This is a genomic window from Micromonospora sp. NPDC005257, assembly GCF_042872445.1.
Taxonomy (GTDB): domain Bacteria; phylum Actinomycetota; class Actinomycetes; order Mycobacteriales; family Micromonosporaceae; genus Micromonospora.
Map to the genome: position 1 here is coordinate 196,795 of NZ_JBIAKL010000003.1, position 23,211 is coordinate 220,005.

The following is a 23,211-nucleotide window of genomic DNA, read 5'->3' on the forward strand; positions in this document are numbered from 1 at the left end:
ACGGGGGCGCCCGTCGACAACGACGACCACGGCGAAAGGGGCCTGATCGTGATCGAGCAGCCGGCGTACACCCGGTTCGGCGTCTCCGACGAGGAGTGGGGACTGCTTGTGGGGCTGCCGCAGTCGGTGCTCACCGCGGCGGCCGCCGCCGAGTCCGACGGCACCCGCCGGACCATGGCCGAGAACGCCGCCGGGCTGGGGACCATCGCCGCCGGCCGGGAGTCGGCGAGCCCGCTGGTGGCGGCGGTGGCCGGTGAGATCGTCGACCGGGTGGGCGACCCGGAGACCGGGGCGGAGCTGCCGGTGATCACGCCGGAAGACCCGAAGGCGATGATCGAGGACGTGCTGGCCCGGGCCGGGCAGGCGTCCGCGCTGCTCGGCGCGCGGGTGGACGAAGGGCAGGCCGGGGCCTACCGGCACTGGCTGGTGGAGATCGCCGAGCAGGTGGTGGGCGCCGCCTCCACCGGCGGCATCCTGGGTCTGGGCGGCGACACGGTGACTGATTCCGAGCGCCGGTTCCGGGACCGGCTTTCCCACGTGCTGAACGACTGAACGGACTCCTAACAGGAGGATCGCCGGTCCGTCAATGACGGACGTCACGCCCCACGGGTGTCGCTTTTCGACCCCGTGGGGCGTCCTGCTTAGAGCAGGAGTGACGAGCCACGGGGGTCCTTGATGGACGGAAAGCTGCAACGCCAGGTTCTCGACACGGCCGCGCTGCCACCACGGGAGCGCTTCGGCATGTGGCTGGACATGCTGGCGGGCAGCCCGACGCCGCTGCGGGTGCGCACCGCGCACGCCGACGACTTCGCCGCCCGCGCGGAGTTCATCGAACTGGGCCGGATGCGGCTCATCCGCTACCGCTACCCGTCGTTGGACTGCGTGCGCACCTCGAAGCTGATCCGGCGCTCCGACCCGGACTACTACCTGCTCGCGCTGACGCTCACCGGGACCAGTCAGGCCGTCCAGGAGGGGCGGCGGGCCCGGTGCCGCCCCGGTGACCTCACCTTCTACGACTGCTCCCGCCCGCACGAGGTCAGCCACCACGCCGACGCCGCCGGGCCCGCGTACGCCCGCTCCGTCGTGGCCCTCGTGCCGTACGACGCGCTGCCGCTGCCGCACCGCAAGCTCGCTCGCCTGTTCGCCGGCCGGATGTCCGGCTCCGAGGGCGTCGGCGCGCTGGTCGCCGACTTCCTCACCCGCATCACCGCGCACCCCGATCAGTACCACGCGGCCGACGCGGAGCGGCTGGGCGCCGTCGGCCTGGACCTGGTCGCCACGCTGCTCGGGCGCAACCTCGTCTCCGAGGACGCGGTGCCCACCGAGATCCGGCGGCGTGCGCTGCGGGAACAGGTGCACGGGTACGTGCGCCAGCACCTCGGCGACGCCACGCTGGACCCGGGCAGGATCGCCGACGCGCACCACATCTCGCTGCGCTCGCTGCACCGGCTCTTCGAGGACGAGGAGACCACAGTGGCCGCGTACATCCGGGACGAGCGGCTGGCCCGGTGCCGTCGCGATCTCACCGACCCGGCACTCGGCGACCGCTCGATCCAGGTCATCGCCGCCCGCTGGGGATTCCGGGACAAGGCGCACTTCAGCCGGGTCTTCCGTGCCGCCCAGGGGGAGACGCCTCAGGCGTACCGGGCCCGTCACCTGGAATCGGCACGGATCGTCAACACCACGGCATCCGCCGTCAACCCGGCCCGTACATACTGAACTCGGGCCGATACATACCGCTCGCGGTGGCCCATGGATATCGGGGGGCCGTGGCGCGGCGCCCACGGCGGTTCGGCCGTGGGCGGCCCGCCCGGTGGTGCACCGGTACCGCACCCCGCGGCCACGATTTCCGGCCCCGTCGCGCATCCCCCCAGGACCGGCGGGGCCGGTCGCACTCAGCCGGCCTCCTGCTCCAGCAGCGCCAGCACCGACTTCTCCACCAACTCGCGCGGCATCTCCGGCCGCACCGGCGCCAGCACCCCGTCGTGGTAGAGGTCGACCACGCGCGGGTCCACGTACGAGGTCCGGGCCACCGTCGGGGTGTTGCCGAGCAGTTCGGCCACCGAACGCATCACCGCCGCCACGGCGCGCCTGCGGGCGGTGGCGAAGCGCTGCGGTCCCACCGCGGCCAGTTCTGCCGCGGCCAGCACCGTCGCATGCCAGGTGCGGAAGTCCTTCGCTGTCATCTCGCCGCCGCTGGCGTCGCGCAGGTAGTCGTTCACCTCGTCGCTGCGCACATCGCGCCAGGCCCGGCCGTCCCAGTAGCCGAACAGCCGCTCCTGCGCCCGCCGCCGCCGGCGCAGGTTGAGCAGCACCTGGCACAGCTCCGCGTCCTCGATCCGGCGGACCTGCTCGATGCCGCCCTTCGCCGGGAACTCGAACACCACGCGGCCGCCCCGGGAGCGGGCGTGCTCGGGGCGCAGCGTGGCCACCCCGAACGTGGGGTCGTCACCGGTGGCGTACTGGTCGCTGCCGACCCGGAACGCGCCCATGTCCAGCAGCCGGGCGACCGTCGCCAGCACCCGTTCCCGGCGCAGGCCGCGCAGCGCCAGGTCCTGCGTGACCCGGTCGCGCAGCGCCGGCAGCCGGTGCGCCACCTCCAGCACGTGGTCGAACTTGGCCTCGTCGCGCTTGCGCCGCCAGCCCGGGTGGTAGAGGTACTGCTTGCGGCCCGCCGCGTCGATGCCGGTGGCCTGGATGTGGCCGTTCGGGTAGGGCGAGATCCACACGTCCCGCCAGGCGGGCGGGATCACCAACTCGCGCAGCCGCGCCAGCTCCTCGGCGTCGCGCACCGGCTCGCCGGCCGGGTCGAGGAACAGCCAGCCCTTGCCGCGCCGCCGGCGGGCGTACCCCGGCCGGCCCGGATCGCTACGCCGCAACCGCACCGGAGACCCGTTCCACGTCGGCCACCGCGGCCACCACCTCGTCGATCCCGATGGCATTCAATGTCGGGTGGGTTCCTACCCCGCCTGACCCGGTCGAATCCCGGTTGACGGGGGTGAGACTGATCGTTCCGAGCGCCCGGTGCCGCGGCCGGTCAGGCGGTGGGCCCCAGTGCGCCGCCGGCACCGGGCCGAACAGCACCACCGAGGCGGTGCCGTAGCCGGTCGCGAGGTGGGCGACGCCGGTGTCCCCGCTGACCACCAGGCGCGCGCCGGCGACCAGCGCGGCCAGCTCGGCCAGTCCGGTCCGGCCCGCCAGCACCGCCCGCGGCGGCAGCCCGGCGTCGTGGGCGACCTGCTCGGCCAGCACCCGCTCGTCCGGCGAGCCGGTGACCGCCACCCGGTGCCCGCGCGCGGCCAGTTCCCGGGCCAGGCCGGCGAAGCGGTCCGCCGGCCAGCGCTTCGCCGGGATCTTGCCGCCCGGGTGCAGCAGCGTCACCCCGGCCGGTACGCCGGTCACCGCCGGCCGCCGCAGCGCCAGGTCCCCCGGATCGGCCGGCAGCCCGTACGCGTGCAGCAGCCGGCACCAGCGGCGCACCTCGTGCTCGTCCTCGTCCCAGGTGGGGCCGTGCGGGTGTCCGGCCTCCGGGTTGTGGTGGGCGAGCAGCCGGCCGGGACGGACGGCGGCCAGCGCCCGGTGCGACAGCGGTCCCCGGCCGTGCAGGTTGACCGCCACCTCCGGCGGCGGCCCGGTCCAGGCGACCCGGTCCGGTCCGGTGGTGGGCAGCACCCGGTCCACCGCCCCGGTCAGCTCCGCCAGCGGCGCCAGCCAGGCCGGAGCGGCCAGTACCAGTTCCCGGCCCGGCAGGCCGGCCCGGAGCCCGCGCAGCGCCGGCACGGCGGTGGCCAGGTCGCCGACCCCGAGCGCCCGCAGCACCAGGATCACGGGTACGAGGACTCCTGCGCGGCGCAGACCACCATCTCGCGTACCGCGCAACCGGCCGGCTGGGACAGCGCGAACATGACAGCGGCGGCGGTGTCGGCCGGCTCGTTGAGCACCGCGTCCGGGCCGGGGCGGTACTGCGCGTCGCGTTCGTCGAAGAACGCGGTACGCATCCCGCCCGGGATCAGCAGCGTCACGCCCACCGTGCCGGCCAGTTCGGCGGCGAGCGCCCGGGTGAAGCCGACCACCCCGAACTTCGCCGCGCAGTACGCGGTCGCGTCGCTGACCGCCTTCACCCCGAGCGTGGAGGCGACTGTGACGATGCTGCCCCGGGACGCCTCCAGCCAGGGCAGCGCGGCCCGGACCACCGCGGCGGTGGCGAGCAGGTCCACCGTGACGATCCGTTCCCAGGTCTCCGCCGGGATGTCGGCCAGCTTGCCCGGCACGTCCATCCCGGCGGCGGTGACCACCGCGTCCAGCCCGCCGGAGCGTTCCGCGAGATCGCGGGTGGCGGCCTCGGCGGCGCGGGTGTCGGCCAGGTCGCACTCGACCCAGGGCACCCCGTCGGCGGGACGCTGCCGGTCCAGCACCAGCGGGCGGCCACCGGCGCGGGCCACCGCGGCGACCACCGCCGCGCCGAGCCCGCTGGAGCCACCTGTCACCAGGACGGTCGGCCCGGCTCCGGGCGCTCCGGCGCTCACGTCGGCACCGTCGGGCAGGCGGGCGCGACCGCGCCGGGCCGGATGCGTCGCTCGTTCATCGTGTTCCCTTCGCCGTGGACCGGCCCGGCGCGACGGCCTCGGCCGGATCGACCGACCCGGCCGGCCGGCCGCTGCCCCACCCGGCCCGCGCCGCCGCGATCATGTCGGTGGTCGAGCGTCCGTCCAGGTACGGCACGACCACCGTGTGGCCGCCCCACCGGGCCAGGATCTCCGTCTCGGGCAGCGTCTCCGGCCCGCCGCCGCTGGCGTAGTCGCCGCCCTTGACCCAGATGTCCGGGCGCAACCAGGACAGCGCCGCCTCCGGAGTCGGCTCGTCGAAGATCAGCACCGCGTCGACGCAGCCGAGCGCGGCGAGCAGCCGCCCCCGGTCACCGTGCGGCACGACCGGACGTCCCGGCCCCTTGAGCCCGGCCACGCTGGCGTCGGAGTTGAGGCAGACCACCAGGCAGTCGCCGAGCTGCCGGGCCGCCTGCAGCGTCGCCAGGTGCCCGGCGTGCAGCAGGTCGAAGCAGCCGCCGGTGGCCACCACGGTGCCGCCGGCCGCGCGTACCCGGGCCACCACCTCGCCGGCCGCCCCGGCGCCGATCCGGTCCCCGCCGCCGGTGACCACGGCGGGGGCCACCGCCCGCACCGGCGCGGGCAGCGCGGTGGCCACGCCGCCCCCGGCCACGTACGCGGACGCCTCGGCCACCGCCTCCTGCACCGCCTCGGACACGAGCGCGCCCCGGGCCAGGGCCAGCGTCGCGGTGGACGCGAACCGGTCCCCCGCCCCGCAGGTGTCCCCCTCGGCGGGCGGCGCCGGGACCACCAGGGGCGTGGCGCCGGCATGGCTGAGCAGCGCGCCGTCCCCGCCGAGCGTCACCGCCACCGCGCGCGCCTGCCAGCGGCGGCGCAACGCGTGCGCGCTGCGGGACGCGACGGCCAGGCGGGAGCCGCCCGGCGGCGTCTTGGCCAGCTCGCGGGCCTCGGGCTCGTTCGGGGTGGCCAGGTGCACCCCGGGTACGGCGGCCGGCCCGCGCGGATGCGGATCCCAGACCACCGGCGCCCGGGTCGCGGCCAGCGCGGCGCGCAGCGCCGGATGCCCCGCCACGCCCCGGCCGTAGTCGCTGACCAGCACGGCGGACGCGTCGGCGATCAGCCGCAGCACGGCGTCGCTCGGCTGGCCCGGCGCACCGGCGCTCCCGCCCCCCCGGTCGTGGCGCAGCAGCACCCGGCCGCGCGCCCGCAGGCGGATCTTCTCCGGGGTGGCGCCGGCGAGCGGAAGCGCGTACAACCGCACCCCGGCGGCGGCGAGCAGCGTGCCCAGCCGGGCCCCGCCGGCGTCGTCGGCGACGGCGGTGACCAGCGCGACCTCGGCGCCCTGCGCGGCGGCGAAGACGGCGGCCAGCCCGGCGCCGCCGGGCCGGTCGAGGGACACGGTCTCGTCCAGCACCGGCACCGGGGAGTCCGGGCAGAGCCGGTTGACCAGACCTTCGACGTCGCGGTCCAGCAGCGTGTCGCCGAGCACCACCAGCGGTCCCCTCATGCCGGGCCTCCCCGCCCGGCCGGCGCCGCCGGGTCCGGCTCTGTGACGACGACCTCGACTCCGGCGCGTACCGGATCGGCCGGCGTCCGGGCGGCGAGCGCCGCGGGCAGCGCCAGTTCGACGTACTCGCAGAGCACGTGCGAGGCCACCAGGTGCAGTTCCTGCACCACCTGCCCGTCCGGCGAGTCGATCGCCAGGTGCTCGTGGCAGAGGTCGGCGAGGGGGTTGGGCGCGGGTCCGGTGAAGGCCCAGGTTCGCAGGCCGGTCTGGTGGGCGGCGTTGGCGGCGGTGAGGAGGTTGGCGCTGGTGCCGCTGGTGGTCATGAGCAGGAGGTGGTCGTCGGGTCGGCCGTGGGCGCGGACCTGCCGGGCGAAGGTTTCGTCGTATCCGTAGTCGTTGCCGATGGCGGTGAGGGCGCTGGTCTCGGCGTGCAGGGCGATGGCGGACAGGGGTTGGCGGTCGTGGCGGAGTTTGCCGACGAGTTCGGCGGTGAGGTGCTGGGCCTCGGCGGCGCTGCCGCCGTTGCCGGCCACCAGCAGCCGGCCACCGGCGGCGAGCCGGTGCGCCAGCTCCGCACCCCAGCGGGCCAGCATCTGTTCCGCCTCCCGCAGCGGCAGCAGCGCGGCGGCCAGCAGACTCAGGTGGTCCTCCAGCACCGTCGCGCCGGCGGCCGGCGTGGCGGGCGTCATCAGGCGACCACCCGGGTCGGGCGGCGCACTGTGGCCACCTCTCCGTACAGCTCGGTGAGGCGGTCCGCGGTGGTGGCCCAGGAGTAGCGGGTGCGGGCCCGCTCCAGCGCGGCGGTGGCGTAGGCGAAACGGCGGATCCGGTCGCCGAGCAGGCCCCGGATCGCCGCGCCGAGGGCACCCGGCTCCCGGGGCGGCACCAGGTCGCCGGTGCGTCCGGCCACCACCGTGTCGATCAGCCCGCCGACAGCCGTCGCGACCACCGGTACGCCACAGGCCATCGCCTCCAGCGGGGTGAGCCCGAACGGCTCGTACCAGGGGGCGGCGACGAGCACGTCGGCCGACCGGTACCAGCGGCCCATCTCCTCCCGGGGCGCCGCGCCGATCAGGCGTACCCGGTCGGCGACGCCCAGGGAGCGGGCCAGCGCGCGCAGGCGCAGCGCGTACGGGTCGGTCTCCAGCAGTCCGGCCGGCGGCCCGCCGACCACCACGCACTCGGCGTCCGGCACCTCGGCGACGGCCCGGATGACGTCCTGGAAGCCCTTGCGCTCGACCAGCCGGCCGACGGTGAGGACGCGGGCCCGGTCGCCGTCGCGGTCGGCGATCGGGCCGAGCGGGGCGAACGTCGTCAGGTTCACCCCCGACGGCACGACCGTCATCCGGGATCGGGGCACGCCCATCCGGACCAGTTCGGCGACCTCGTCCTGGCACTGGGCGACCACCCGGTCCACCGAGTGGCCCAGCTTCCGTTCGTGCTCGACCCGGCCCGGTGGGCTGGTGTCCTGCACGCCCTGGTGTCGGCGCTTGACGGTGCCGAGGGCGTGGTACGTCTGCACCACCGGCACGCCCACCCGGCGAGCCGCGGCGAGACCCGCCAGCCCGCTCATCCAGAAGTGCGCGTGCACCACCTCGGGCTGCCAGTCGCCGGTGCGCCACCGCTCGGCCAGCCACTGCCCGAACGCCGGCATGTACGGCAGCAGGTCGTCCTTGGCCACCGGTTCGGCCGGCCCGGCCGGTACGTGCACCACCTCGTACCCGTCCGGGGTGCGGACGCTCACCGGCAGGTCCACCGCGTCGAGCCGGGTGTAGACGCGCACGTCGTGACCGGCGGCCGCGAGCGCGGCGGAGAGCTCCGCGACATGCGTGTTCTGGCCACCGGCGTCCTCCCCGCCGAGGACGGCGAGCGGGCTGGCATGCTCCGAGATCATCGCGATGCGCATACTTCCTCCTCCAGCAGCCGGTCCCAGTCGGCGAGGAATCGCTCCAGGCCGTAGCGGTCCCGGGCGGCGGCCCGGGCGACGGCGCCCGCCCGGCGGGCGGACTCCGGGTCGTCCAGCAGGCCACGGGCGGCGTCGACGAGCGTGTCGACGCGGGTGGACAGCGCGCCCGCGGCGGGTGGCACCGCCTCCACCGCCTCGGTGGTGGCCAGCGCCACCACGGGCATGCCCATGGTCATGGCCTCGACGAGGCTGAGGCCGAGCGAGGTCCAGCGGCACAGGTGCAGGTACGCGCGCCGTTTGGCGAGTTCGGCGTGCATGGTGTGCTGGGGTACGTCGTCGTGGCTGGTCAGCCGGTCGGCGGGCAGGCCGAGGTGGGCGGCGAGGCCGTCCACCCTCATCCCGTAGACGTCCAGCGGCGCCAGCTCGGCGAACCGGGCGAGCAGGTCGGTGCCGGTGACCCGCCAGCGGCGTACCGGCTCGTTGATGACGACGGCGAGGCGGTCGAGTTCCCCGGTCCACTCGACGGCGGGTGGTACGACGCCGTGGTCGACGACTGTGGTGCGGGTGCCGCCGTTGTCCCAGAACAGCTCGTTGAACGCGGTCACGTGGGTCAGCAGCAGGTCGTCGCGGTCGGCCATCGGGTGCCGGGTGTTCGGCACGTCGCCCTTCGGGGTGTTGTGCTCGACGTAGATCGCCGGCACGTCCCGGCCGGGCCTGCGGCCGAGCCAGTCGGCGGCCAGGTCGAGTTCCTCCGGGCGTTGCACGATCACCAGGTCCACGTCAGCGTCGCGCAGGTCGGCCGGGGTGACCTCGGCGGCGTTGTCCGGCCACGGGTAGGTGCGCGCCCGGCCGAGCCCGTACGGGCCCCGGTCCGGGGTGACCGGCACCAGGTAGCGGTGCTTGCCGTGCACGAAGGACGTCGTCCACGAGCCGTGGACGTGCCACAGCAGGATGTTCATCCGGCCACCCCGCCCGTGGCCGGCGCCGGCACGCCGAGCAGCCGCAGCGCCTCCAGTACCCGGCCCGGCTCGACCGCCGACAGGCAGGGGTGCCCGGGGACCGGGCAGACGGTGGCGCGGGTGTCCCGGCAGGCCGCGCCCGCGTCACCCAGCCGCACCGTCGGCACCCGGTAGGGCCCCCACTGTCCGAACGGAACCGTGGGTGCGAACAGGCTCACCACGGGCACGCCGAGCGCGGCGGCCAGGTGCGCCGGGCCGGTGTTGCCGACCACCAGCGCGGCGGCTCCGGCGATCACCGCCGCCAGTTCGGCCAACCCGGTCCGTCCGCCCAGGTCGACGCCGCCCGCCGCGGCGACCCGCGCGGTCAGCTCCCGCTCGTCCGGTCCACCGGTGACCACAACCCGGTGACCGGCGGCGGCGAGCACCCGGACCACGCGGGTGGCCAGTTCCTCCGGGCAGGCGCGGGTCTCCACCGACGATCCCGGGTGCAGGACCACGTAGCCGGGCGGCCCGGCGGCCTCCGCGGGCGGCGGCAGCCGGTCGGTGCGGATGCGCAGTGCCGGTTCGTCGTGGCCCGGGAGCGCGTGGCCGGCGGCGGCGGCGAGGGACAGGGCGCGTTCGGGTTCGGGTACGCCGGGCGGGACGCGGTGGCGGACGTCGAGCAGGCTGCCGGGATAGTCGTCGCTGATCGCGCTGATGCGGGGTACGCCGGCCAGGCGCAGCAGCAGGGCGAGCGGGAGTGGGGACTGGTGGAAGGAGGTGAACACGACCGCCTCGTCGGCGCGTACCTCCGCGAGCCGGCCGGTCAGCGCGCGGACGGCGTCGGGGTCGACGGGTGGGGCGGGCGCGTCGATCCACGGCAGCGGCGCCTCGATGATCTCGTCCACGCCGGGCAGCAGTTCGGCGGCGGCCCGGCCGCGTGGCCCGCAGAGCAGCACCACCCGTCGCGCGCCCGCGGCGACCGCCCGGATGCCCGGCCCGGTCACCAGCACGTCCCCGGCCGCGTCGCTGCGGACCACGAGCACTGTGCCCCGGCGGGAGCGGCGAGCGGGTCGCGGGGCCGCCGTCAGGCGCATCCGGGTCAGCACGATGCCCACCGCGTCCGGCAGGTCGGCGGCGACTGTGGGCGCGGCGGCCATCTCGGCGGCCCTCGTAGCGGGCGTGGGCACCATGATCGCGGCGGCGCCGGCCGCCGCGGCGGCGCCCGTGTCCGCGCCGATGTCGCCGATCAGCACGCACCGGGTCGGCGTGGTGCCGAGCGCGCGGGCGGCCTCGTGCACCAGGCCGGGCGCGGGCTTGCGGCAGGAGCAGCCGTCGGCCTCCGCGTGCGGGCAGATCGCCCAGTGGTCGAACGGACCCAGCAACTCCCCGATCCGGGCGTGCACGGCGTGCATCTGTGCCTCGGTGAACAGGCCCCGGGCCAGGCCGGACTGGTTGGTGACCACCGCCAGCCGCAACCCGGCCGCCCGCAACCGGTCCAGCGCTTCCCGGGCGCCCGGCACCGGCCGTACCTTCTCCGGGTCGCCGTTGTACGGCACGTCCTCCACCAGGGTGCCGTCCCGGTCCAGCAGGACCGCGTCGTACAGGCCGGACGGGAACCGGTCAGCACCCGGGTCAACCCGGGCTGACCTGCACTGATCCCGCTCCTGGTCCCGTCGCACGGGCGGCGGGTTCCCGACGCCCCGAGGAGTAAACGTCAACGTCGGGCGCCAGGCTGCCCCGCCGGTGCCGCACGGCCGGGGCGCCCGACTGCCACGACCGGCCCGGTCCGGCGATACCCGCCGCCCCGGAGAAGCTAACCCCCGTCGCCGTTAGCGCCGGCCCACAGCGGGGTACCGGTCGGTGATGGCGGTTGTGGAGAAGGTGATCGACGCGCCCCCGGAGCAGGTCTTCGAGGTGCTCGCGGACGGGTGGACGTACAGCGACTGGGTGGTCGGCACGGCGCACGTGCGGGACGTGGACGACGCGTGGCCCCGCGTCGGCACCAACCTGCACCACCGGGCCGGGCCCTGGCCGTTCTCGCTCCAGGACAAGTCGACGGTGCTGGAGTGCGAGGCGCCGCACCGGTTGGTGCTGCGCGCCGGGCTGTGGCCGGCCGGGGAGGCGATCGTGGCGTTCGCCCTGGAGCCGCTGGAGGGCGGCAGGACCCGGGTGACGATCGGCGAGGACTTCGCCGCCGGGCCGTTGCGGTGGGTCCGTACCAAGCTCAACGACCTGGTGCTGCACCTGCGCAACCGGGAGACGCTGGCCCGGCTGTCCGACATCGCGACGCGGCAGAAGCCGGAGCGGTGATCGATCGCCGGCGGGGCGTCTGTGCGGCCGCCGTACGAGGGACTGGCTACCCTCTCAGGTGAACCTGTCGGCTGACCGAGGATGTCCGTGATGATCGAACCCGTGCAGTTACCCTCCCCGTGGGGGGATGCGCGCCTGACCGTCGTCGTTCCGACCTACAACGAGGCGGGCAACCTTCCGGTGCTGGTCGAGCGCCTGCTCGCGCTGCCGCTGCCGGGGCTGAAGGTGCTGGTCGCGGACGACAACTCCCCGGACGGCACCGGCGAGGTCGCCGACAAGCTGGCCATCGAACACCCGGACCGGGTGATGGTGCTGCACCGCCCGGGCAAGGAGGGCCTCGGCCGGGCGTACGTGGACGGCATCGGCCGCGCGCTCGACGACGGCGCGGACTTCGTCGCGCAGATGGACGCCGACCTGTCGCACCCGCCGGAGGCGCTGCCCGGCATGCTGGGCGCGCTGCTGTCGACCCAGGCTTCGGTGGTCATCGGCTCGCGTTACGTGCCCGGTGGTGAGCTGGACGAGAACTGGCCGCTGTACCGGCGTGCGCTCAGCGGCTGGGCCAACCTGTACGTGCACACGCTGCTGCGGGTACGCATCCGCGACCTGACCGCCGGCTTCAAGATCTGGCGGGCCGACGCGCTGCGCGCGATCGGGCTGGACCGGGTGCAGTCCAACGGCTACAGCTTCCAGGTGGAGATGCACTACCTCGCCACCAAGCTCGGCCACACGATCCTGGAGGTGCCGATCCGCTTCGAGGAGCGCCGCGACGGCGACTCGAAGATGACCACCGCCACGAAGATCGAGAGCGCGCTGATGCCGTTCAAGCTGCGTAGCCGGCACCGCAACCTCGACTCCTGACACCGCTCTCCCGCGCCTCCACCGCGCCCTCACGCTGCGTCATTGTCACCGTGCGTGAGGGCGCGGTCGTCCGGCCACGTCCCTCGCTAGCCCCTTTGCTCTGCAGCCATCGGCGCAGCACCACCCTGAGCAGGGGCGCTTTCCTGGACACCGTTTCGCCGAATGTCCGCTGCGAACACGGCGCGTGACCAATGCGGATGCGGCTGCAGAGCAAAGGCGGCGGTGCGGCAATACCCTCGGACACGGCGCTGAACACTCATCGTGACGCCTCGGAACAGTCTCAGAGGTAGTACGGCGAGGGCGATCAGCAGTTGGCGCGAGCGGCGGTCAGCGGCAGCGGGCGCGGGAGTGGTGGAGGTGCGGTCGGGTCAGCGGTAGACGGCGCGGTGGGCGGCGGCGATCGTCCTGGCGTACAACGCTCCGGTGACGGCCCGGTCGCGGGCCAGCGCGGCTCGTGCCGCGTTCGCGCCCGGCGCGCCGTGCACGCCGCCGCCGGGGTGGGCGGAGGCGCTGGCCAGGTAGAGCCGGTCCACCGGGGTGTCGGCCCGGCCCAGGCCGGGGATCGGCCGCAGGAACAACTGCTGGTACGCCGCGGCCGTGCCGCCGCCCAACGCGCCACCGACCAGGCTCGGCTCGGCGGCCTCCAGGTCGGCCGGGCCGGCCACGTGCCGCCCGACGATGGACGCCCGGAACCCGGGCGCCGCCGCCTCCAGCACCTCTTCCATCCGCTCCACGTGCCCGGCCACCTCCTCGGCGCGCCAGTCCTGGCGGAACGGCAGGTGGGTGTAGGACCAGAGCGACTCGGTGCCGGGCGGTGAGTGGCTCGGGTCGGCCACCGACATCTGCCCCACCAGCAGGAACGGATCCCGTGGAATCTCACCGCGGGCCAACTCGGCCGCGTACGTGGTGAGGCCGTCCATGTCGGCGCCCAGGTGCACGGTGCCGGCGCCGGCCAGCTCGCGGTTCTTCCACGGCACCGGCGCGGACAGCGCCCAGTCGACCTTGAGCGTGGAGCCGTCCCACTTGAAGTGCGCCAGGTCCTCGACCATCCGGGACGGCAGCGCCGCCGCGCCGACCAGGTCGAGGAAGAGCGCCGGAGCGGGCACGTCGGCGAGCACCGCACGCCGGGCCCGCCAGTCGGTGCCACCAGCGGTGCGTACGCCCATCGCCCGGCCCCGGGCGGTGAGCACCCGCTCGACCCGCGCGCCGTACGTGATCCGGCCGCCCCGCTCGACCAGCCGGGCCACCAGCGCGTCGGTGATCCGCTGGGCGCCGCCGACCGGCACCGGCCAGCCCACCTGCTGGCCGAGCATGGCGAGCAGCCAGCCGTACACGCCGGAGCCGGCCTCCTCCGGGGACAGGTCGGTGTGCAGGGCGCAGCCGGCCAGCAGGACCGGACCACCCTCACCCTCGAACAGTTCGGCGCCCAGCTTGCGGACCGGGAGCACGAGGCGGCGGGCCAGCCGCAACGCGCCGCCGACGCGGAGCTGCCGCAGCATGCCCAGCCCGCCGCGCACCGGCGGGAACGGGGTGGTGATGGTCTGCAGCATCGGCTCGGCCACCTGACGCCAGTCGGCGTACGCGTGCCGCCAGCGCTCCCCGTCGCCGGGGGCGAACGCCTCCAGCGACGCGGCGGTGGTGTCCAGGTCGCGGTTGACCACCGCGGCCCGCCCGTCCGGGAGCAGGTGCGCCAGCACGTCCGGCGCGTGCGTCCAGGTCAGGCCGTGCCGTTCCAGGCCCAGCCCGTCGAGCACCGGTGAGGCGTAGCCGAGCGGGTAGAACGAGCTGTAGAGATCGCTGAGATAGCCGGGCGCTGTCACGTACGCGGAGCGGACCGCCCCGCCGGGCGCCTCGGTGGCCTCCAGGACCTCGACGTCCCAGCCGGCGTCCACCAGCAGGTTCGCGGCCACCAGGCCGTTGTGCCCGGCTCCGATGACGACGGCGTCCGCGGTGGAGGTCATCGGATCCGCCTACCCGGCCGGTCTCCGGGCGAAACGCGTTTGTCCCGCCCAGGTCGGGGCAAGCAGCCGCATGTACACGGTTGCGCAGCTCATAGGCGGAGTGTGGGGTGCCGGCGGCGAGGGCGGCGAGCTGGTCGTCCACGATCCGGCGGACGGGTCGCCGGTGACCCGGGCGCCGGTCGCCACCGCTGACGAGGTGGCCAAGGCCGTGGAGGCGGCCCGGGGCGTGGCCGCGGAGTGGGCGGCGACCGCATCCGCGGAGCGGGCGGTGGCGCTGCACCGCGCGGCGGACGCGGTCGAGGCGGCCGCCGGGGAACTGGCCGAGGCGACCACAGCGGAGATGGGCAAGCCTCTGGACGACGCACGGGGCGGGGTGGCGGCGGGCATCGGCGCGCTGCGACAGTACGCCGAACTCGCCCCGGTGCGCGGTGGCCGGACGCTGCACGGCGCGCACGACGCGCTGGACTTCATGGCCCCCGCGCCGCGCGGCGTGGTCGCCGCGATCACCCCGTGGAACGACCCGGTGGCGGTGTCCTGCGGCCTGCTCGGCGCAGCGCTGGTCACCGGCAACGTGGTGGTGTACAAGCCGAGCGAGCGGACCCCGGCCACCGGCTGGCTGCTGGCCCGCGCGCTGGACTCGGCGTTGCCGGCCGGGGTGCTGTCGCTGCTCACCGGCGGCAGCGAGGTGGGGGCCGCGCTGGCCGGGCAGGAGCTGGACGTGATCGCCCACGTCGGTTCGACGGCCACCGGGCGGGCGATCGCCGCCGCGGGCGCGCGTACCGGGGCGAAGGTGCTGCTGGAGAACGGCGGGAGCGATCCGCTGGTGGTGGACGCGAACGTCGACCCGGTCTGGGCGGCCGAACAGGCGGCGCTGGGCTGCTTCGCCAACGCCGGTCAGATCTGCGTGGCGGTGGAGCGGATCTACGTGCACCGCGACGTCGCCGAGGGCTTCACCGACGCGCTCGTGACGCGCGCCGAGGCGCTCACCGTGGGCCCCGGGCGTGACCCGGGCACACAGCTCGCGCCGCTCGTCGACCGGCGGCACCGGGACCACGTGCACGGGCAGGTCACCGCGGCGCTGGCGGACGGCGCCCGGGCACGCGCCGGCGGCGTGCTGCCGGACGGTCCCGGCGCGTTCTATCCGGCCACTGTGATCGAGGGCTGCCGCCACGACATGGCGCTGGTCCGGGAGGAGACGTTCGGGCCGGTCGCCCCCGTGGTGGTGGTCGACTCGTTCAGCGAAGGGCTGCGCTGCGCTGCCGACTCGCCGTACGGCCTGGCCGCCACGGTGCTGACCGGCTCGATGAGCCACGCCCAGCGCGCCTGGCGGGAGCTGCCGGTCGGCACCGTGAAGATCAATTCGGTGTTCGGCGGGGCGCCGGGCGGGGCGGCCCAGCCGCGCCGGGGCAGCGGCCAGGGCTTCGGGTACGGCCCGGAGCTGCTGGACGAGTTCAGCACCGTCAAGGCGGTGCACCTGGAGGCGCCGGGCGGCGGCCACTGGTGAGACCGCACGACACGAGCCCGGGACCGAGGCGGTCCCGGGCTCGGCGCGTACTCCCAGGGGTCAGCGGCCCCCGCGGGCCTTGCGGGTGGCGTTGTCGTTGGCCTTCTCGATGGCCTTGACGAGTTCCGGCTTGGTCATCCGGGACCGGCCGCGCACGTCCAGCTTCTTCGCCACCTCCATGAGGTGGTCCTTGGTGGCGTTGGCGTCCACGCCGCCGGCCGTCTTCGCGCGCCGGGCCGGACCACCGCCCTCGGCCTGCTTGTCGCTGGGGCCCTTGCGGCCCTTGGGCTCCCAGTGGTCGCCCACCTTCTCGAACTCGTGCTTGACCGCGGCGAAGGCGGTGCGGTGCGCCCGCTCCCCCTCGCCGTACGTCTCGACCGCCGAGTCGTGCGTCTTCTCCCAGGTCCGCTGCGCCTTCTCCGGGGAGCGCCGCAGCGTGCTGGGCAGTACCTCGCGCCCGGGCATCTCGTCCTCCTGGAGTCTCGATCGTCTGTCTTGCCTGATTCCCTGCCGCCCGGCGGGCAAACCGGCACCCGGTTTGTCGAATTCCCCCCGGGGGTACCGCCCGCCCACGCCCGGTGGCACGGGCCCGGAGGAGGCGGACATGACCGTGACGACACCACGGACGGCCGACGGCCGGACGCGGTCCCGTCTGCCGCGCCGGATCCGTCAGCTCAACTGGCGCACCTGGCGCGGCGTGCTGATGCGCAGCGGCAAGGGTTTCGTCACTGACAACTGCGCCGACTGGGCCGCGGCGCTCACCTACTACGGGGTGCTGGCGCTGTTCCCGTCCACGATCGTGGTGGTCGCGCTGGTCGGCCTGGTCTCCGACGGCCCGCGCACCGTCGACACCGTGATCGACCTGGCCCGGGAGATCGGCGCCGGCTCGGTGGTCGGCAACGACGCGTTCGTGGGCGTGGTGCGCAGCGTGGTCGAGCAGCAGGGTCCGGCGAAGGTGCTGCTCAGTTTCGGTCTGCTCGGCGCGCTCTGGTCCGCGTCCGGCTTCATCGGCGCGTTCACCCGCGCTTCCAACGCGATCTACGGGGTGCGGGAGGGCCGACCGTTCTACCGGCTGCGCCCGTTGCAGATCGGCATGGCCGCGGTGACGATCGTGCTGCTCGCAGTCGTGGCCACCGGGCTGATCGTCAGCGGGCCGGTCACCGACGCGGTGGGCGACCTGCTGCACGCCGGTGCGGTGGCCCGCACGACGTGGTCGGTGGCGAAGTGGCCGCTGCTCGCGGTGGTCGCGATGACCTTGCTGTCGCTGCTGTTCTGGATCGCGCCGAACGTCCGCCAGCCGCGGTTCCGCTGGCTCACCCCGGGCGGCGCGCTGGCGCTCGTGGCCTGGGTGCTCGCCTCCTTCGGCTTCGGCCTGTACGTGGCCAACTTCGGCTCGTACGACGTCACGTACGGCAGTCTCGGCGCGGTCATCGCGTTCCTGGTGTGGCTCTACCTGTCCAACTGCGCGTTGATGCTCGGCGTGCAGGTGAACGCGGAGCTGCAGCGCGGGCGGGCGATGCAGGCCGGAATCGAGGAGCCGGGCGACCCGGTGCTGCCGCCGCGCGCCCCGGCCGACGAGGACAAGACGGACGGGGAGAAGGCGGCCGGGGAAGAGGCCGGCAGCGAGAAGACCGCCGACCGGTTGCCGCCCGGATGACCGGCTCCCTCGGCCGGCGCCGGTTTACCGGCGGTCCCCCGGGGCATCTCCCAAGGCATGGAACGTGGCAGCAGCAAGCACTCGCCCAGGGTCGACGACCAGATGAGCAGTGAGGTCAGCGGTCTCGTCCAGAGCGCCGGGACCGGCGGCTCGCGGGCCGAGGAGTTCCGGATCCCCGAGCCGGCCGGCGAGGACCAGCCGGAGGCCACCACGGCGCCGGCCGGGGAGCTGCGCAGTGGCGCGCCGCAGGGCATGAGCTCCGAGGACGTCGAGGCGCGCAGCCGTCTGGGGCGGTTCATCACGATGACCGCCCTGCCCGGCGACCGGGAGGCGCTGCTGGCCAACGCGCTGGAGAACGAGGCGCCGACGGACATCGTCGCCGCCCTGGAGACCCTGCCCGAGGGCACCACCTACCAGACGATCTCCGAGGTGTGGGCCGCACTCGGGCACCGGAACGAGACGACGCGCTGGTGAGCGGGCCGACCCACGGCCTGCGACGAGACACCGGCGGAACAGGAGGAACCCCGAGATGAGTGGCGTCACCGAGCATGTGGACGTGCAGGTCCCGATCCGGACCGCATACGACCAGTGGACCCAGTTCGAGGAGTTCCCGCACTTCATGGAAGGTGTGCAGGAGGTCCGGCAGCTCTCGGACAGGATGACCCACTGGACCGTCGAGATCGCGGGCGTGAAGCGCGAGTTCGACGCCGAGATCACCGAGCAGTTGCCGGACGAGCGGGTGGCCTGGCGCTCCACCGGGGGCACCCAGCAGGCGGGCGTGGTGACGTTCCACCGCCTCGACGAGGGGCACACCCGGGTCACGCTCCAGATGGAGTTCGAGCCGCACGGCGTGGTCGAGCAGGCCGGCGACAAGCTGGGCGTGGTCGACCGGCGTGCCAAGGGTGACCTGGAGCGGTTCAAGCAGTTCATCGAGCGGCGCGGTCAGGAGACGGGCGCCTGGCGGGGCGCCGTCGACCGGCCCACCCCCTGAGCACCTCCCCCGTACCCGAGTCTGGATGGCCGCCGGCACCGCCGGCGGCCATCGCCGTGCCCGGCCGTTTGCGATCATCCGGTCCGGGTACCGCAGGGGAATGACCGACAACGACCGCCACGTGTGGCGCGACGAGGACCGCACTCCCCTGCACGAGCTGGACCAGGCCATCGCCCGGTCGGCCACGGACGGCCAGGGCGACGACGTCACCGCCAACGACGCCGACGAGGAGGCCGCGTTCGGCCACGGCCCGGAGGCGGTGGACCGGGGCGCCGGCCCGGAGGCCGAGCGGCGTGAGATGACCGATGCGGACCGGGCCTACCGGCCGTCGACGATCGGACGGACCGGCCCGGACAGCATGTGATCTCCGGCGGCTGCGGGCACCGTGCCGGTGCCCGCAGCCGCCGAAATCATGCTCGACGGAACGGCAAAAAATGCGGTACGGACGGTCGTGAAAACGGACAGCCCATCTAGAATCGGCCGAACGGCTGACGGCGCTCCCCCTGAGGCGCGCAAGACTTTCGGAATGCAACAGGGCTCCGGTTTTCTCTCCAGCCGTCAGCGCAAGCTCGCCTGGCTGGGCTTCCTGCTCGCCGCGATCCAGGCTCCGGTCTCGGCCCGGTTCACCGAGGACAGCTCCTGGCTGTTCAGCCTGGTGGTGGCGCTGATGGTAGCGACCGTGATCATCGCCGACGACGACGGCGCGCGCCGCCGCCCGGCCGACGCTCGCGCCTCCGACTGAGTCAGCTCGCGCTGGGGCGCGCCTCGTGCCCCGGCACTCCCCGGCTGCGGCGGCGCTCCTTCATCTCCGCCTCGTAGAGGTGCCGCCGGCCCTCGACCAGCTCGTCGCGGGCGTGCCGGTCCAGCTCCCGGAAGAGCGCGTAGTACCCGTCGTCGAAGTCCTCGACGATCTGGAACGTCCACCGTCCGGCGATGACGTTGCGGCCGAGCAGTTCCCTGTCGACCCGCTCGGCCAGTGCCGGGTGACCGGCGGAGCGGAACATCTCCACCGCGTCGTCGAGCATCAGGTCGGCGTGGCCGATGAGCTGGTGCAGCTCGTACAGGTGGCCCCGGGCCCGCTCGACGCACTCCAGGGCCTCGCTGAGCTTGCCCAGCGCCTCGACGGTGGCGTCACTCACTCCCTCCGGGCGCCGGTGTGCCCGGTCCGGCCCGTCGGCCCGTTGTCCCATCGTGCCCTCCGTGACCGTGCTCGCGTGGTCTGCGTACCGGACTTCTGCCCCCGGACGGGCGACTCAATCCCGGTGGAGGAGGCGGGGCACCCCCCGGACGATCCGGGCATCCGCCGCTCGGCCGAGGTCGGTCCCCGGCATGCGGCGTTAGCCTCGGACACCATGCGCGTGCCGAACAACCGGGTCGCGACCCGCCGCTCCGCGGCCGTGGCCGCGCGGACGACCCTCACCACGCTCGCCGCCGCCGTCGGCACCACCGGCCTCGCCGCGGCCTACGCGAACCCCGGGCTGCTCGCCGAGGTCGACCAGCACGCCGCGGGGGTACGCGACAGCCTCGACGGCGACCGCCGGCCGCTTACCGTCGCGGCGCTGGCCGGGTACGCCGAAGGGCTGCGCGAGGCGGCGGCCGAGCACGGCTGGACGCCGCCGGCCGGGCCGGAGGTGGACTGGTCCGAGCCGGACTGGATGCTCACCCGCCTGCTCGCGGTCTGCCTGCTGGCCCGCGGGCTGGACCCGCGTCACCTGGCCTGAGCCGGGCACGGCTACGGGGTGCCCGCGATCGCCCCGCGGACACCCCGTCACCCGTTGCCGTCAGCCGCCCGGCCGGCGGAACTGCTGTGTCTCGTCGCCCGCCTCGCCGGAGCGGTACGTGCCCGCGCCCGACATGGACGACTGCTGCTGCTGCCCCGCCGGCGTCGGTTGCCCGCCCCGGTCGGCCTGCTGCCGCTGGTAGTCGCCCCGGCCGGCCTGCTGCGCCTGCCGCTGCTGCCGGTACGCCCGGGACTCCTCGGCGGCCCGGTGCAGCCAGCCGTCCCATCGGTCCTGCATCGGCTTGATCAGACCACCACCGACACCCACGATCAGGATGCCGGCCACCGTGGCCAGGAACGCCACGAGCACCGGTGTGGTCACCGTGGTGGCGATGCCCACCTGGTTGAGCGCGGCGATCACGCCGAGCGCCAGGATGAAGATCGCCGTCACGTCGGCCAGCACACGGCCGTACGAGAGCCCGCCCAGCGCGCCGGAGACCAGGTCCCGGACAGCGTTGGCGATGGCGGCGGCGATCACCACGATCACGATCGCCACGAAGGCCCGCGGCAGCCAGGACACCACCCCGCGGATCAGATCGCTGATCGCGTTGGGTCCCCACACCCCGAAGGCGAACTGCAGGGTGAACAACAGGACCGCGTAGTAGGCCAATTTGGCCAGGATGTCGCTGGCGTCGTACTTGGTGCGTTCCAGGGCCCGTTTGATGCCGCCGCGTTCCACGGCGCGGTCGAATCCGACCCGTTCCAGTGCCGCGTCCACGATTTTGAGGACGGCTCGGGCGATGAGCCAACCCACGACGAGGATCGCGATGAACGCGATCGCCCGCGGTACGAAGAGCAGCACCGACCTCCAGAAGTCGGTCCAGGCCGCACTGATGTCGACCTGCCCGACCGCGAGGGTTTTCGGCATGATGTCCCTCCTGTCGCGTGAACTGCGCCGCCCGCATACCCGATGACCTCGGCAGCACGCCGGGCCGGACCGGGGCAATTTCCCGACATGGCCGGCCGAACGGGCACCGACCTGCCGGAACAGCCGCGCCGCCGGGTGCCCGTGTCCGCCACGGGGGCATGATCGGAACCAGCCCGACGTGCTCCGGTTAGGCTGCGGTCATGCCAGGCACCGTCGGTCGGGTTCCCACACCGCCCGCCCCCGCACCGGGAGCGCCCACCGATCCCGTCGTCGGCGGGCCGGCGGCCGGTGCCGTTCACCCCTGGGCCGGCACGTCGCTGGGCGCGCCGGACACCTGGGATCCCGCGGTCCGCGCGGTCGCCGACGTGGTGCTCGCCTCCCCGGTGCCGATGGCCCTGCTCCTCGGCGACGACCTGGTGGTCTTCTACAACGACGGGTACGCCGAGCTGATCGGCGACCGGCACCCGGACGCGCTGGGCCGGCCGGCGGCCGAGACGTTCGCCGAGGTGTGGCGCGACCCGGGCGCGGGCGAGGCGCTGAAACGGGTGTACCGGCACGGCGAGCCGTTCCTGCAACGGGAGGCGGTCCTGCCGGCCGACCGGCAGGGCCCGGCCGAGCCGGCCGTGTTCACCAGGGGCCACTGCCCGGTCCGCGACTCGGCCGGCCGCATCGTCGGCGTGCTCACCGTCTCGGCGCAGACCACCCAGCTGACCCAGCAGTTGCAGAGCCTGAGCGACTTCGCGGCGGCGCTGGCCGGCACGCTCACGCTCGACGACGTGGCGCGGGTGACGCTGCGCTACTGCCTGCACACCTTCGACGCCGACCGGGTGTCGTTCGCGGTGGACGAGGGCAGCGCGTGGCGGCTGGTCCGCCGCATCCGCGGCGAGCTGCTCGACGAGGCCGACGAGCGGCTGCCCCCGCTGTGGCGGCGGATGTCCGCCGAGTCGGCGCTGCCGGCGGTGGTGTCCGCGCGCAGTGGCGTGGCCTCGTTCACCGCCGACGGGCAGCCGCTGCGCGGTGTCGCGGCGGACCGGCACGACGAGAAGATCCGCGCGCTCGCGGCGCTACCGCTGCGCACGACGGTGGTCCGGGGCTCGCTGACCGTCGGCTACCGGGCGCCGCGCCCCTGGTCGCCTGCGGAACGGGCGCTGCTGACCGCGTCCGCGGAGCTGGTCGGTCAGGCCGCCGAGCGGGCCCGCCGGTTCGAGACCCAGCACGGCACCGCCCAGATGCTGCAACGCAGCATGCTGCCGGAACGGCTGCCGGACCTGCCCCGGCTGCGGATCGCCGCGCGGTACGACCCGGGCGTGGACGGCAACGCCGCGGGCGGCGACTTCTACGACGCGTTCCTGCTGCCCACCGGCGCGCTGGGCGTGGTGCTGGGCGACGTGGCCGGGCACGACGTGCAGGCCGCCGCCCGGATGGGGCAGGTACGCGCCGCGCTGCGCGCGCTCGCCCTCGTCGACTCCCGCCCGGACGCGGTGCTCGACGGACTGGACCGGCTGGTCAGCAGCCTCGGCGTCGAGGGCGGCACCCACGAGCTGTTCGTGACAGTGGTCTTCGGCGTGGTCGAGGCGGACCGCGAGCTGATCACGCTCGCCAGCGCCGGTCATCCCGCGCCGCTGATCCGCCGCGCCGGACCGGACGCGGCGGTGGCCGAGTTCGTCGACGTGCCGCCCGCCCCTCCGCTGGGCCTGGGCGGGCGGGCGCGTACCGTCACCGTGCCGTTCCGCCCCGGCGACACCCTGCTGCTCTACAGCGACGGCGTGGTGGAGCGGCGCCGGCAGGACCTGGCCGCCGGGATGGCCGGGCTGGGCGCGGCGGTGACCGGGGCGGTCGGCGGTGATCCGCGCGCGCTGTGCGCGGTGGCGACCGCGTCGGTCCCGGGCGCCACCGAGGACGACGTGGCGGTGCTCGCCGTGGAGTTCGCGGTGCGCCCCAGCCGGTCGGCGAGCATGGAGGTGCCGGCCGAGCCGACCGCGCCGAGCCGGGTCCGGCACTGGATGACCGCGCAGCTCGGCGAGTGGCGGGTGCCCGAGGCGGTGATCGGCGCCGCGGTGCTGTGCACCAGCGAGCTGACCACCAACGCGCTGCTGCACGCCGGCACCGCCGCCCGGGTCGAGGTCGACCTGTCCGCCGAGCGGCTGCTGGTGTCGGTGGCCGACTCCGGCACCCGGGGTCAGGTCACCCGGGCGCAGACCGACACGCTCAGCAGCCGGGGCCGTGGGCTCGGCCTGATCGAGGAGCTGAGCGACGCCTGGGGCACCGACCCGACCGTACGCGGCTCGACGGTCTGGTTCGAGATCCTCATTCCGGCGGGTGACTCACGCGTCGGCGACGCCCCGGCCGGGTAGGAGCCGGAG

24 protein-coding genes are annotated in these 23,211 nt (G+C 74.8%); 12 read left to right on the forward strand and 12 right to left on the reverse strand.

Annotated elements, in window-relative coordinates:
• Positions 1 to 48: 48 nt before the first annotated feature.
• Together ACFYO8_RS07755 and ACFYO8_RS07760 are read left to right on the forward strand one after the other, a co-directional pair.
• Positions 49 to 552, forward strand: coding sequence for a hypothetical protein (locus ACFYO8_RS07755; RefSeq protein WP_354867102.1), 504 nt, complete (start codon positions 49 to 51; stop codon positions 550 to 552).
• A 123-nt stretch (positions 553 to 675) separates the two neighbouring features.
• A complete protein-coding gene (locus tag ACFYO8_RS07760) occupies positions 676 to 1,719 on the forward strand; it encodes a helix-turn-helix domain-containing protein (protein ID WP_387256869.1) in 1,044 nt (347 codons plus the stop codon).
• A 176-nt stretch (positions 1,720 to 1,895) separates the two neighbouring features.
• On the opposite strand, the gene ACFYO8_RS07765 is transcribed toward ACFYO8_RS07760, so the two are convergent.
• Genes ACFYO8_RS07765 through ACFYO8_RS07800 form a run of 8 tightly spaced genes read right to left on the reverse strand, consistent with a single transcriptional unit; the run spans position 1,896 to position 10,598 of the window.
• On the reverse strand, positions 1,896 to 2,885 hold the full coding sequence (locus ACFYO8_RS07765) for a DNA topoisomerase IB (protein WP_355015136.1): 990 nt from the start codon (positions 2,883 to 2,885) through the stop codon (positions 1,896 to 1,898).
• Entirely contained in the window at positions 2,869 to 3,828 is a 960-nt protein-coding gene (locus ACFYO8_RS07770) for a glycosyltransferase family 9 protein (protein WP_354867108.1), read from the reverse strand. Before ACFYO8_RS07770 ends, ACFYO8_RS07765 begins: the two co-directional genes overlap by 17 nt.
• Positions 3,825 to 4,526 (reverse strand): SDR family oxidoreductase, encoded by a 702-nt coding sequence (locus ACFYO8_RS07775; protein WP_354867110.1) that lies wholly within the window; start codon positions 4,524 to 4,526, stop codon positions 3,825 to 3,827. Before ACFYO8_RS07775 ends, ACFYO8_RS07770 begins: the two co-directional genes overlap by 4 nt.
• 55 nt (positions 4,527 to 4,581) lie before the next feature.
• Complete coding sequence (locus ACFYO8_RS07780; protein WP_355015135.1) at positions 4,582 to 6,072, reverse strand: PfkB family carbohydrate kinase; 1,491 nt, start codon at positions 6,070 to 6,072, stop codon at positions 4,582 to 4,584.
• Complete coding sequence (locus ACFYO8_RS07785; RefSeq protein WP_354867114.1) at positions 6,069 to 6,761, reverse strand: SIS domain-containing protein; 693 nt, start codon at positions 6,759 to 6,761, stop codon at positions 6,069 to 6,071. Before ACFYO8_RS07785 ends, ACFYO8_RS07780 begins: the two co-directional genes overlap by 4 nt.
• Complete coding sequence (locus ACFYO8_RS07790) at positions 6,761 to 7,978, reverse strand: glycosyltransferase (RefSeq protein WP_354867116.1); 1,218 nt, start codon at positions 7,976 to 7,978, stop codon at positions 6,761 to 6,763. Before ACFYO8_RS07790 ends, ACFYO8_RS07785 begins: the two co-directional genes overlap by 1 nt.
• The gene (locus ACFYO8_RS07795; protein WP_354867118.1) at positions 7,963 to 8,937 is read right to left on the reverse strand and encodes a glycosyltransferase; all 975 of its coding nucleotides are present in this window, start codon (positions 8,935 to 8,937) and stop codon (positions 7,963 to 7,965) included. The genes ACFYO8_RS07790 and ACFYO8_RS07795 overlap by 16 nt, the downstream gene beginning before the upstream one ends.
• Complete coding sequence (locus ACFYO8_RS07800) at positions 8,934 to 10,598, reverse strand: HAD-IIIA family hydrolase (RefSeq protein WP_387187853.1); 1,665 nt, start codon at positions 10,596 to 10,598, stop codon at positions 8,934 to 8,936. The genes ACFYO8_RS07795 and ACFYO8_RS07800 overlap by 4 nt, the downstream gene beginning before the upstream one ends.
• Before the next feature lie 184 nt (positions 10,599 to 10,782).
• Between ACFYO8_RS07800 and ACFYO8_RS07805 the strand changes: the two genes are divergently transcribed.
• The gene (locus ACFYO8_RS07805; protein WP_354867121.1) at positions 10,783 to 11,229 is read left to right on the forward strand and encodes an SRPBCC family protein; all 447 of its coding nucleotides are present in this window, start codon (positions 10,783 to 10,785) and stop codon (positions 11,227 to 11,229) included.
• A gap of 90 nt (positions 11,230 to 11,319) precedes the next feature.
• Positions 11,320 to 12,087, forward strand: coding sequence for a polyprenol monophosphomannose synthase (locus ACFYO8_RS07810; RefSeq protein ID WP_354867123.1), 768 nt, complete (start codon positions 11,320 to 11,322; stop codon positions 12,085 to 12,087).
• 368 nt (positions 12,088 to 12,455) lie between these two features.
• Here the strand turns inward: ACFYO8_RS07810 and ACFYO8_RS07815 are convergent, their stop codons facing one another.
• Positions 12,456 to 14,048, reverse strand: a complete 1,593-nt coding sequence (locus tag ACFYO8_RS07815; RefSeq protein ID WP_354867125.1) for an NAD(P)/FAD-dependent oxidoreductase — start codon at positions 14,046 to 14,048, stop codon at positions 12,456 to 12,458.
• 70 nt (positions 14,049 to 14,118) lie between these two features.
• Between ACFYO8_RS07815 and ACFYO8_RS07820 the strand changes: the two genes are divergently transcribed.
• Complete coding sequence (locus tag ACFYO8_RS07820; protein WP_354867127.1) at positions 14,119 to 15,552, forward strand: aldehyde dehydrogenase family protein; 1,434 nt, start codon at positions 14,119 to 14,121, stop codon at positions 15,550 to 15,552.
• 60 nt (positions 15,553 to 15,612) lie between these two features.
• Here the strand turns inward: ACFYO8_RS07820 and ACFYO8_RS07825 are convergent, their stop codons facing one another.
• Entirely contained in the window at positions 15,613 to 16,017 is a 405-nt protein-coding gene (locus tag ACFYO8_RS07825) for a ChaB family protein (protein WP_354867129.1), read from the reverse strand.
• 139 nt (positions 16,018 to 16,156) lie between these two features.
• Between ACFYO8_RS07825 and ACFYO8_RS07830 the strand changes: the two genes are divergently transcribed.
• The 5 genes from ACFYO8_RS07830 (at position 16,157) to ACFYO8_RS07850 (ending at position 18,942) form a co-directional block, all read left to right on the forward strand.
• Positions 16,157 to 17,209, forward strand: a complete 1,053-nt coding sequence (locus ACFYO8_RS07830; RefSeq protein ID WP_354867131.1) for a YihY/virulence factor BrkB family protein — start codon at positions 16,157 to 16,159, stop codon at positions 17,207 to 17,209.
• 57 nt (positions 17,210 to 17,266) lie between these two features.
• Positions 17,267 to 17,683: a DUF2795 domain-containing protein gene (locus tag ACFYO8_RS07835; protein WP_354867132.1), complete on the forward strand. Its 417-nt coding sequence runs from the start codon at positions 17,267 to 17,269 to the stop codon at positions 17,681 to 17,683.
• Between the two features lie 55 nt (positions 17,684 to 17,738).
• Positions 17,739 to 18,200 (forward strand): SRPBCC family protein, encoded by a 462-nt coding sequence (locus ACFYO8_RS07840; RefSeq protein WP_354867134.1) that lies wholly within the window; start codon positions 17,739 to 17,741, stop codon positions 18,198 to 18,200.
• Between the two features lie 100 nt (positions 18,201 to 18,300).
• The gene (locus ACFYO8_RS07845; protein WP_354867137.1) at positions 18,301 to 18,564 is read left to right on the forward strand and encodes a hypothetical protein; all 264 of its coding nucleotides are present in this window, start codon (positions 18,301 to 18,303) and stop codon (positions 18,562 to 18,564) included.
• Between the two features lie 162 nt (positions 18,565 to 18,726).
• A complete protein-coding gene (locus ACFYO8_RS07850; protein ID WP_354867140.1) occupies positions 18,727 to 18,942 on the forward strand; it encodes a hypothetical protein in 216 nt (71 codons plus the stop codon).
• A gap of 1 nt (position 18,943) precedes the next feature.
• Here the strand turns inward: ACFYO8_RS07850 and ACFYO8_RS07855 are convergent, their stop codons facing one another.
• Positions 18,944 to 19,390 (reverse strand): hypothetical protein, encoded by a 447-nt coding sequence (locus tag ACFYO8_RS07855; protein WP_354867143.1) that lies wholly within the window; start codon positions 19,388 to 19,390, stop codon positions 18,944 to 18,946.
• Positions 19,391 to 19,552: 162 nt separating this feature from the next.
• Between ACFYO8_RS07855 and ACFYO8_RS07860 the strand changes: the two genes are divergently transcribed.
• Positions 19,553 to 19,921 carry a DUF6401 family natural product biosynthesis protein gene (locus ACFYO8_RS07860; protein ID WP_354867145.1) on the forward strand — a complete coding sequence of 123 codons (369 nt, stop codon included), beginning with the start codon at positions 19,553 to 19,555 and terminating at the stop codon, positions 19,919 to 19,921.
• 60 nt (positions 19,922 to 19,981) lie between these two features.
• Here the strand turns inward: ACFYO8_RS07860 and ACFYO8_RS07865 are convergent, their stop codons facing one another.
• On the reverse strand, positions 19,982 to 20,848 hold the full coding sequence (locus ACFYO8_RS07865; RefSeq protein WP_354867147.1) for a hypothetical protein: 867 nt from the start codon (positions 20,846 to 20,848) through the stop codon (positions 19,982 to 19,984).
• 200 nt (positions 20,849 to 21,048) lie between these two features.
• Here ACFYO8_RS07865 and ACFYO8_RS07870 point away from each other — a divergent pair, with 200 nt between their 5' ends.
• Positions 21,049 to 23,202, forward strand: coding sequence for a SpoIIE family protein phosphatase (locus ACFYO8_RS07870; protein WP_354867149.1), 2,154 nt, complete (start codon positions 21,049 to 21,051; stop codon positions 23,200 to 23,202).
• Positions 23,203 to 23,211 lie beyond the last annotated feature (9 nt).

Excerpts from the sequence above, each read along its gene's own strand:
- ACFYO8_RS07760 (WP_387256869.1), top strand. The coding sequence starts at position 676 with ATGGACGGAAAGCTGCAACGCCAGGTTCTCGACACGGCCGCGCTGCCA.
- ACFYO8_RS07780 (WP_355015135.1), bottom strand. The coding sequence starts at position 6,072 with ATGAGGGGACCGCTGGTGGTGCTCGGCGACACGCTGCTGGACCGCGAC.
- ACFYO8_RS07785 (WP_354867114.1), bottom strand. The coding sequence starts at position 6,761 with ATGACGCCCGCCACGCCGGCCGCCGGCGCGACGGTGCTGGAGGACCAC.
- ACFYO8_RS07790 (WP_354867116.1), bottom strand. The coding sequence starts at position 7,978 with ATGCGCATCGCGATGATCTCGGAGCATGCCAGCCCGCTCGCCGTCCTC.
- ACFYO8_RS07795 (WP_354867118.1), bottom strand. The coding sequence starts at position 8,937 with ATGAACATCCTGCTGTGGCACGTCCACGGCTCGTGGACGACGTCCTTC.
- ACFYO8_RS07805 (WP_354867121.1), top strand. The coding sequence starts at position 10,783 with ATGGCGGTTGTGGAGAAGGTGATCGACGCGCCCCCGGAGCAGGTCTTC.
- ACFYO8_RS07810 (WP_354867123.1), top strand. The coding sequence starts at position 11,320 with ATGATCGAACCCGTGCAGTTACCCTCCCCGTGGGGGGATGCGCGCCTG.
- ACFYO8_RS07815 (WP_354867125.1), bottom strand. The coding sequence starts at position 14,048 with ATGACCTCCACCGCGGACGCCGTCGTCATCGGAGCCGGGCACAACGGC.
- ACFYO8_RS07820 (WP_354867127.1), top strand. The coding sequence starts at position 14,119 with ATGTACACGGTTGCGCAGCTCATAGGCGGAGTGTGGGGTGCCGGCGGC.
- ACFYO8_RS07825 (WP_354867129.1), bottom strand. The coding sequence starts at position 16,017 with ATGCCCGGGCGCGAGGTACTGCCCAGCACGCTGCGGCGCTCCCCGGAG.
- ACFYO8_RS07830 (WP_354867131.1), top strand. The coding sequence starts at position 16,157 with ATGACCGTGACGACACCACGGACGGCCGACGGCCGGACGCGGTCCCGT.
- ACFYO8_RS07835 (WP_354867132.1), top strand. The coding sequence starts at position 17,267 with ATGGAACGTGGCAGCAGCAAGCACTCGCCCAGGGTCGACGACCAGATG.
- ACFYO8_RS07840 (WP_354867134.1), top strand. The coding sequence starts at position 17,739 with ATGAGTGGCGTCACCGAGCATGTGGACGTGCAGGTCCCGATCCGGACC.
- ACFYO8_RS07845 (WP_354867137.1), top strand. The coding sequence starts at position 18,301 with ATGACCGACAACGACCGCCACGTGTGGCGCGACGAGGACCGCACTCCC.
- ACFYO8_RS07850 (WP_354867140.1), top strand. The coding sequence starts at position 18,727 with ATGCAACAGGGCTCCGGTTTTCTCTCCAGCCGTCAGCGCAAGCTCGCC.
- ACFYO8_RS07855 (WP_354867143.1), bottom strand. The coding sequence starts at position 19,390 with ATGGGACAACGGGCCGACGGGCCGGACCGGGCACACCGGCGCCCGGAG.
- ACFYO8_RS07860 (WP_354867145.1), top strand. The coding sequence starts at position 19,553 with ATGCGCGTGCCGAACAACCGGGTCGCGACCCGCCGCTCCGCGGCCGTG.
- ACFYO8_RS07865 (WP_354867147.1), bottom strand. The coding sequence starts at position 20,848 with ATGCCGAAAACCCTCGCGGTCGGGCAGGTCGACATCAGTGCGGCCTGG.
- ACFYO8_RS07870 (WP_354867149.1), top strand. The coding sequence starts at position 21,049 with ATGCCAGGCACCGTCGGTCGGGTTCCCACACCGCCCGCCCCCGCACCG.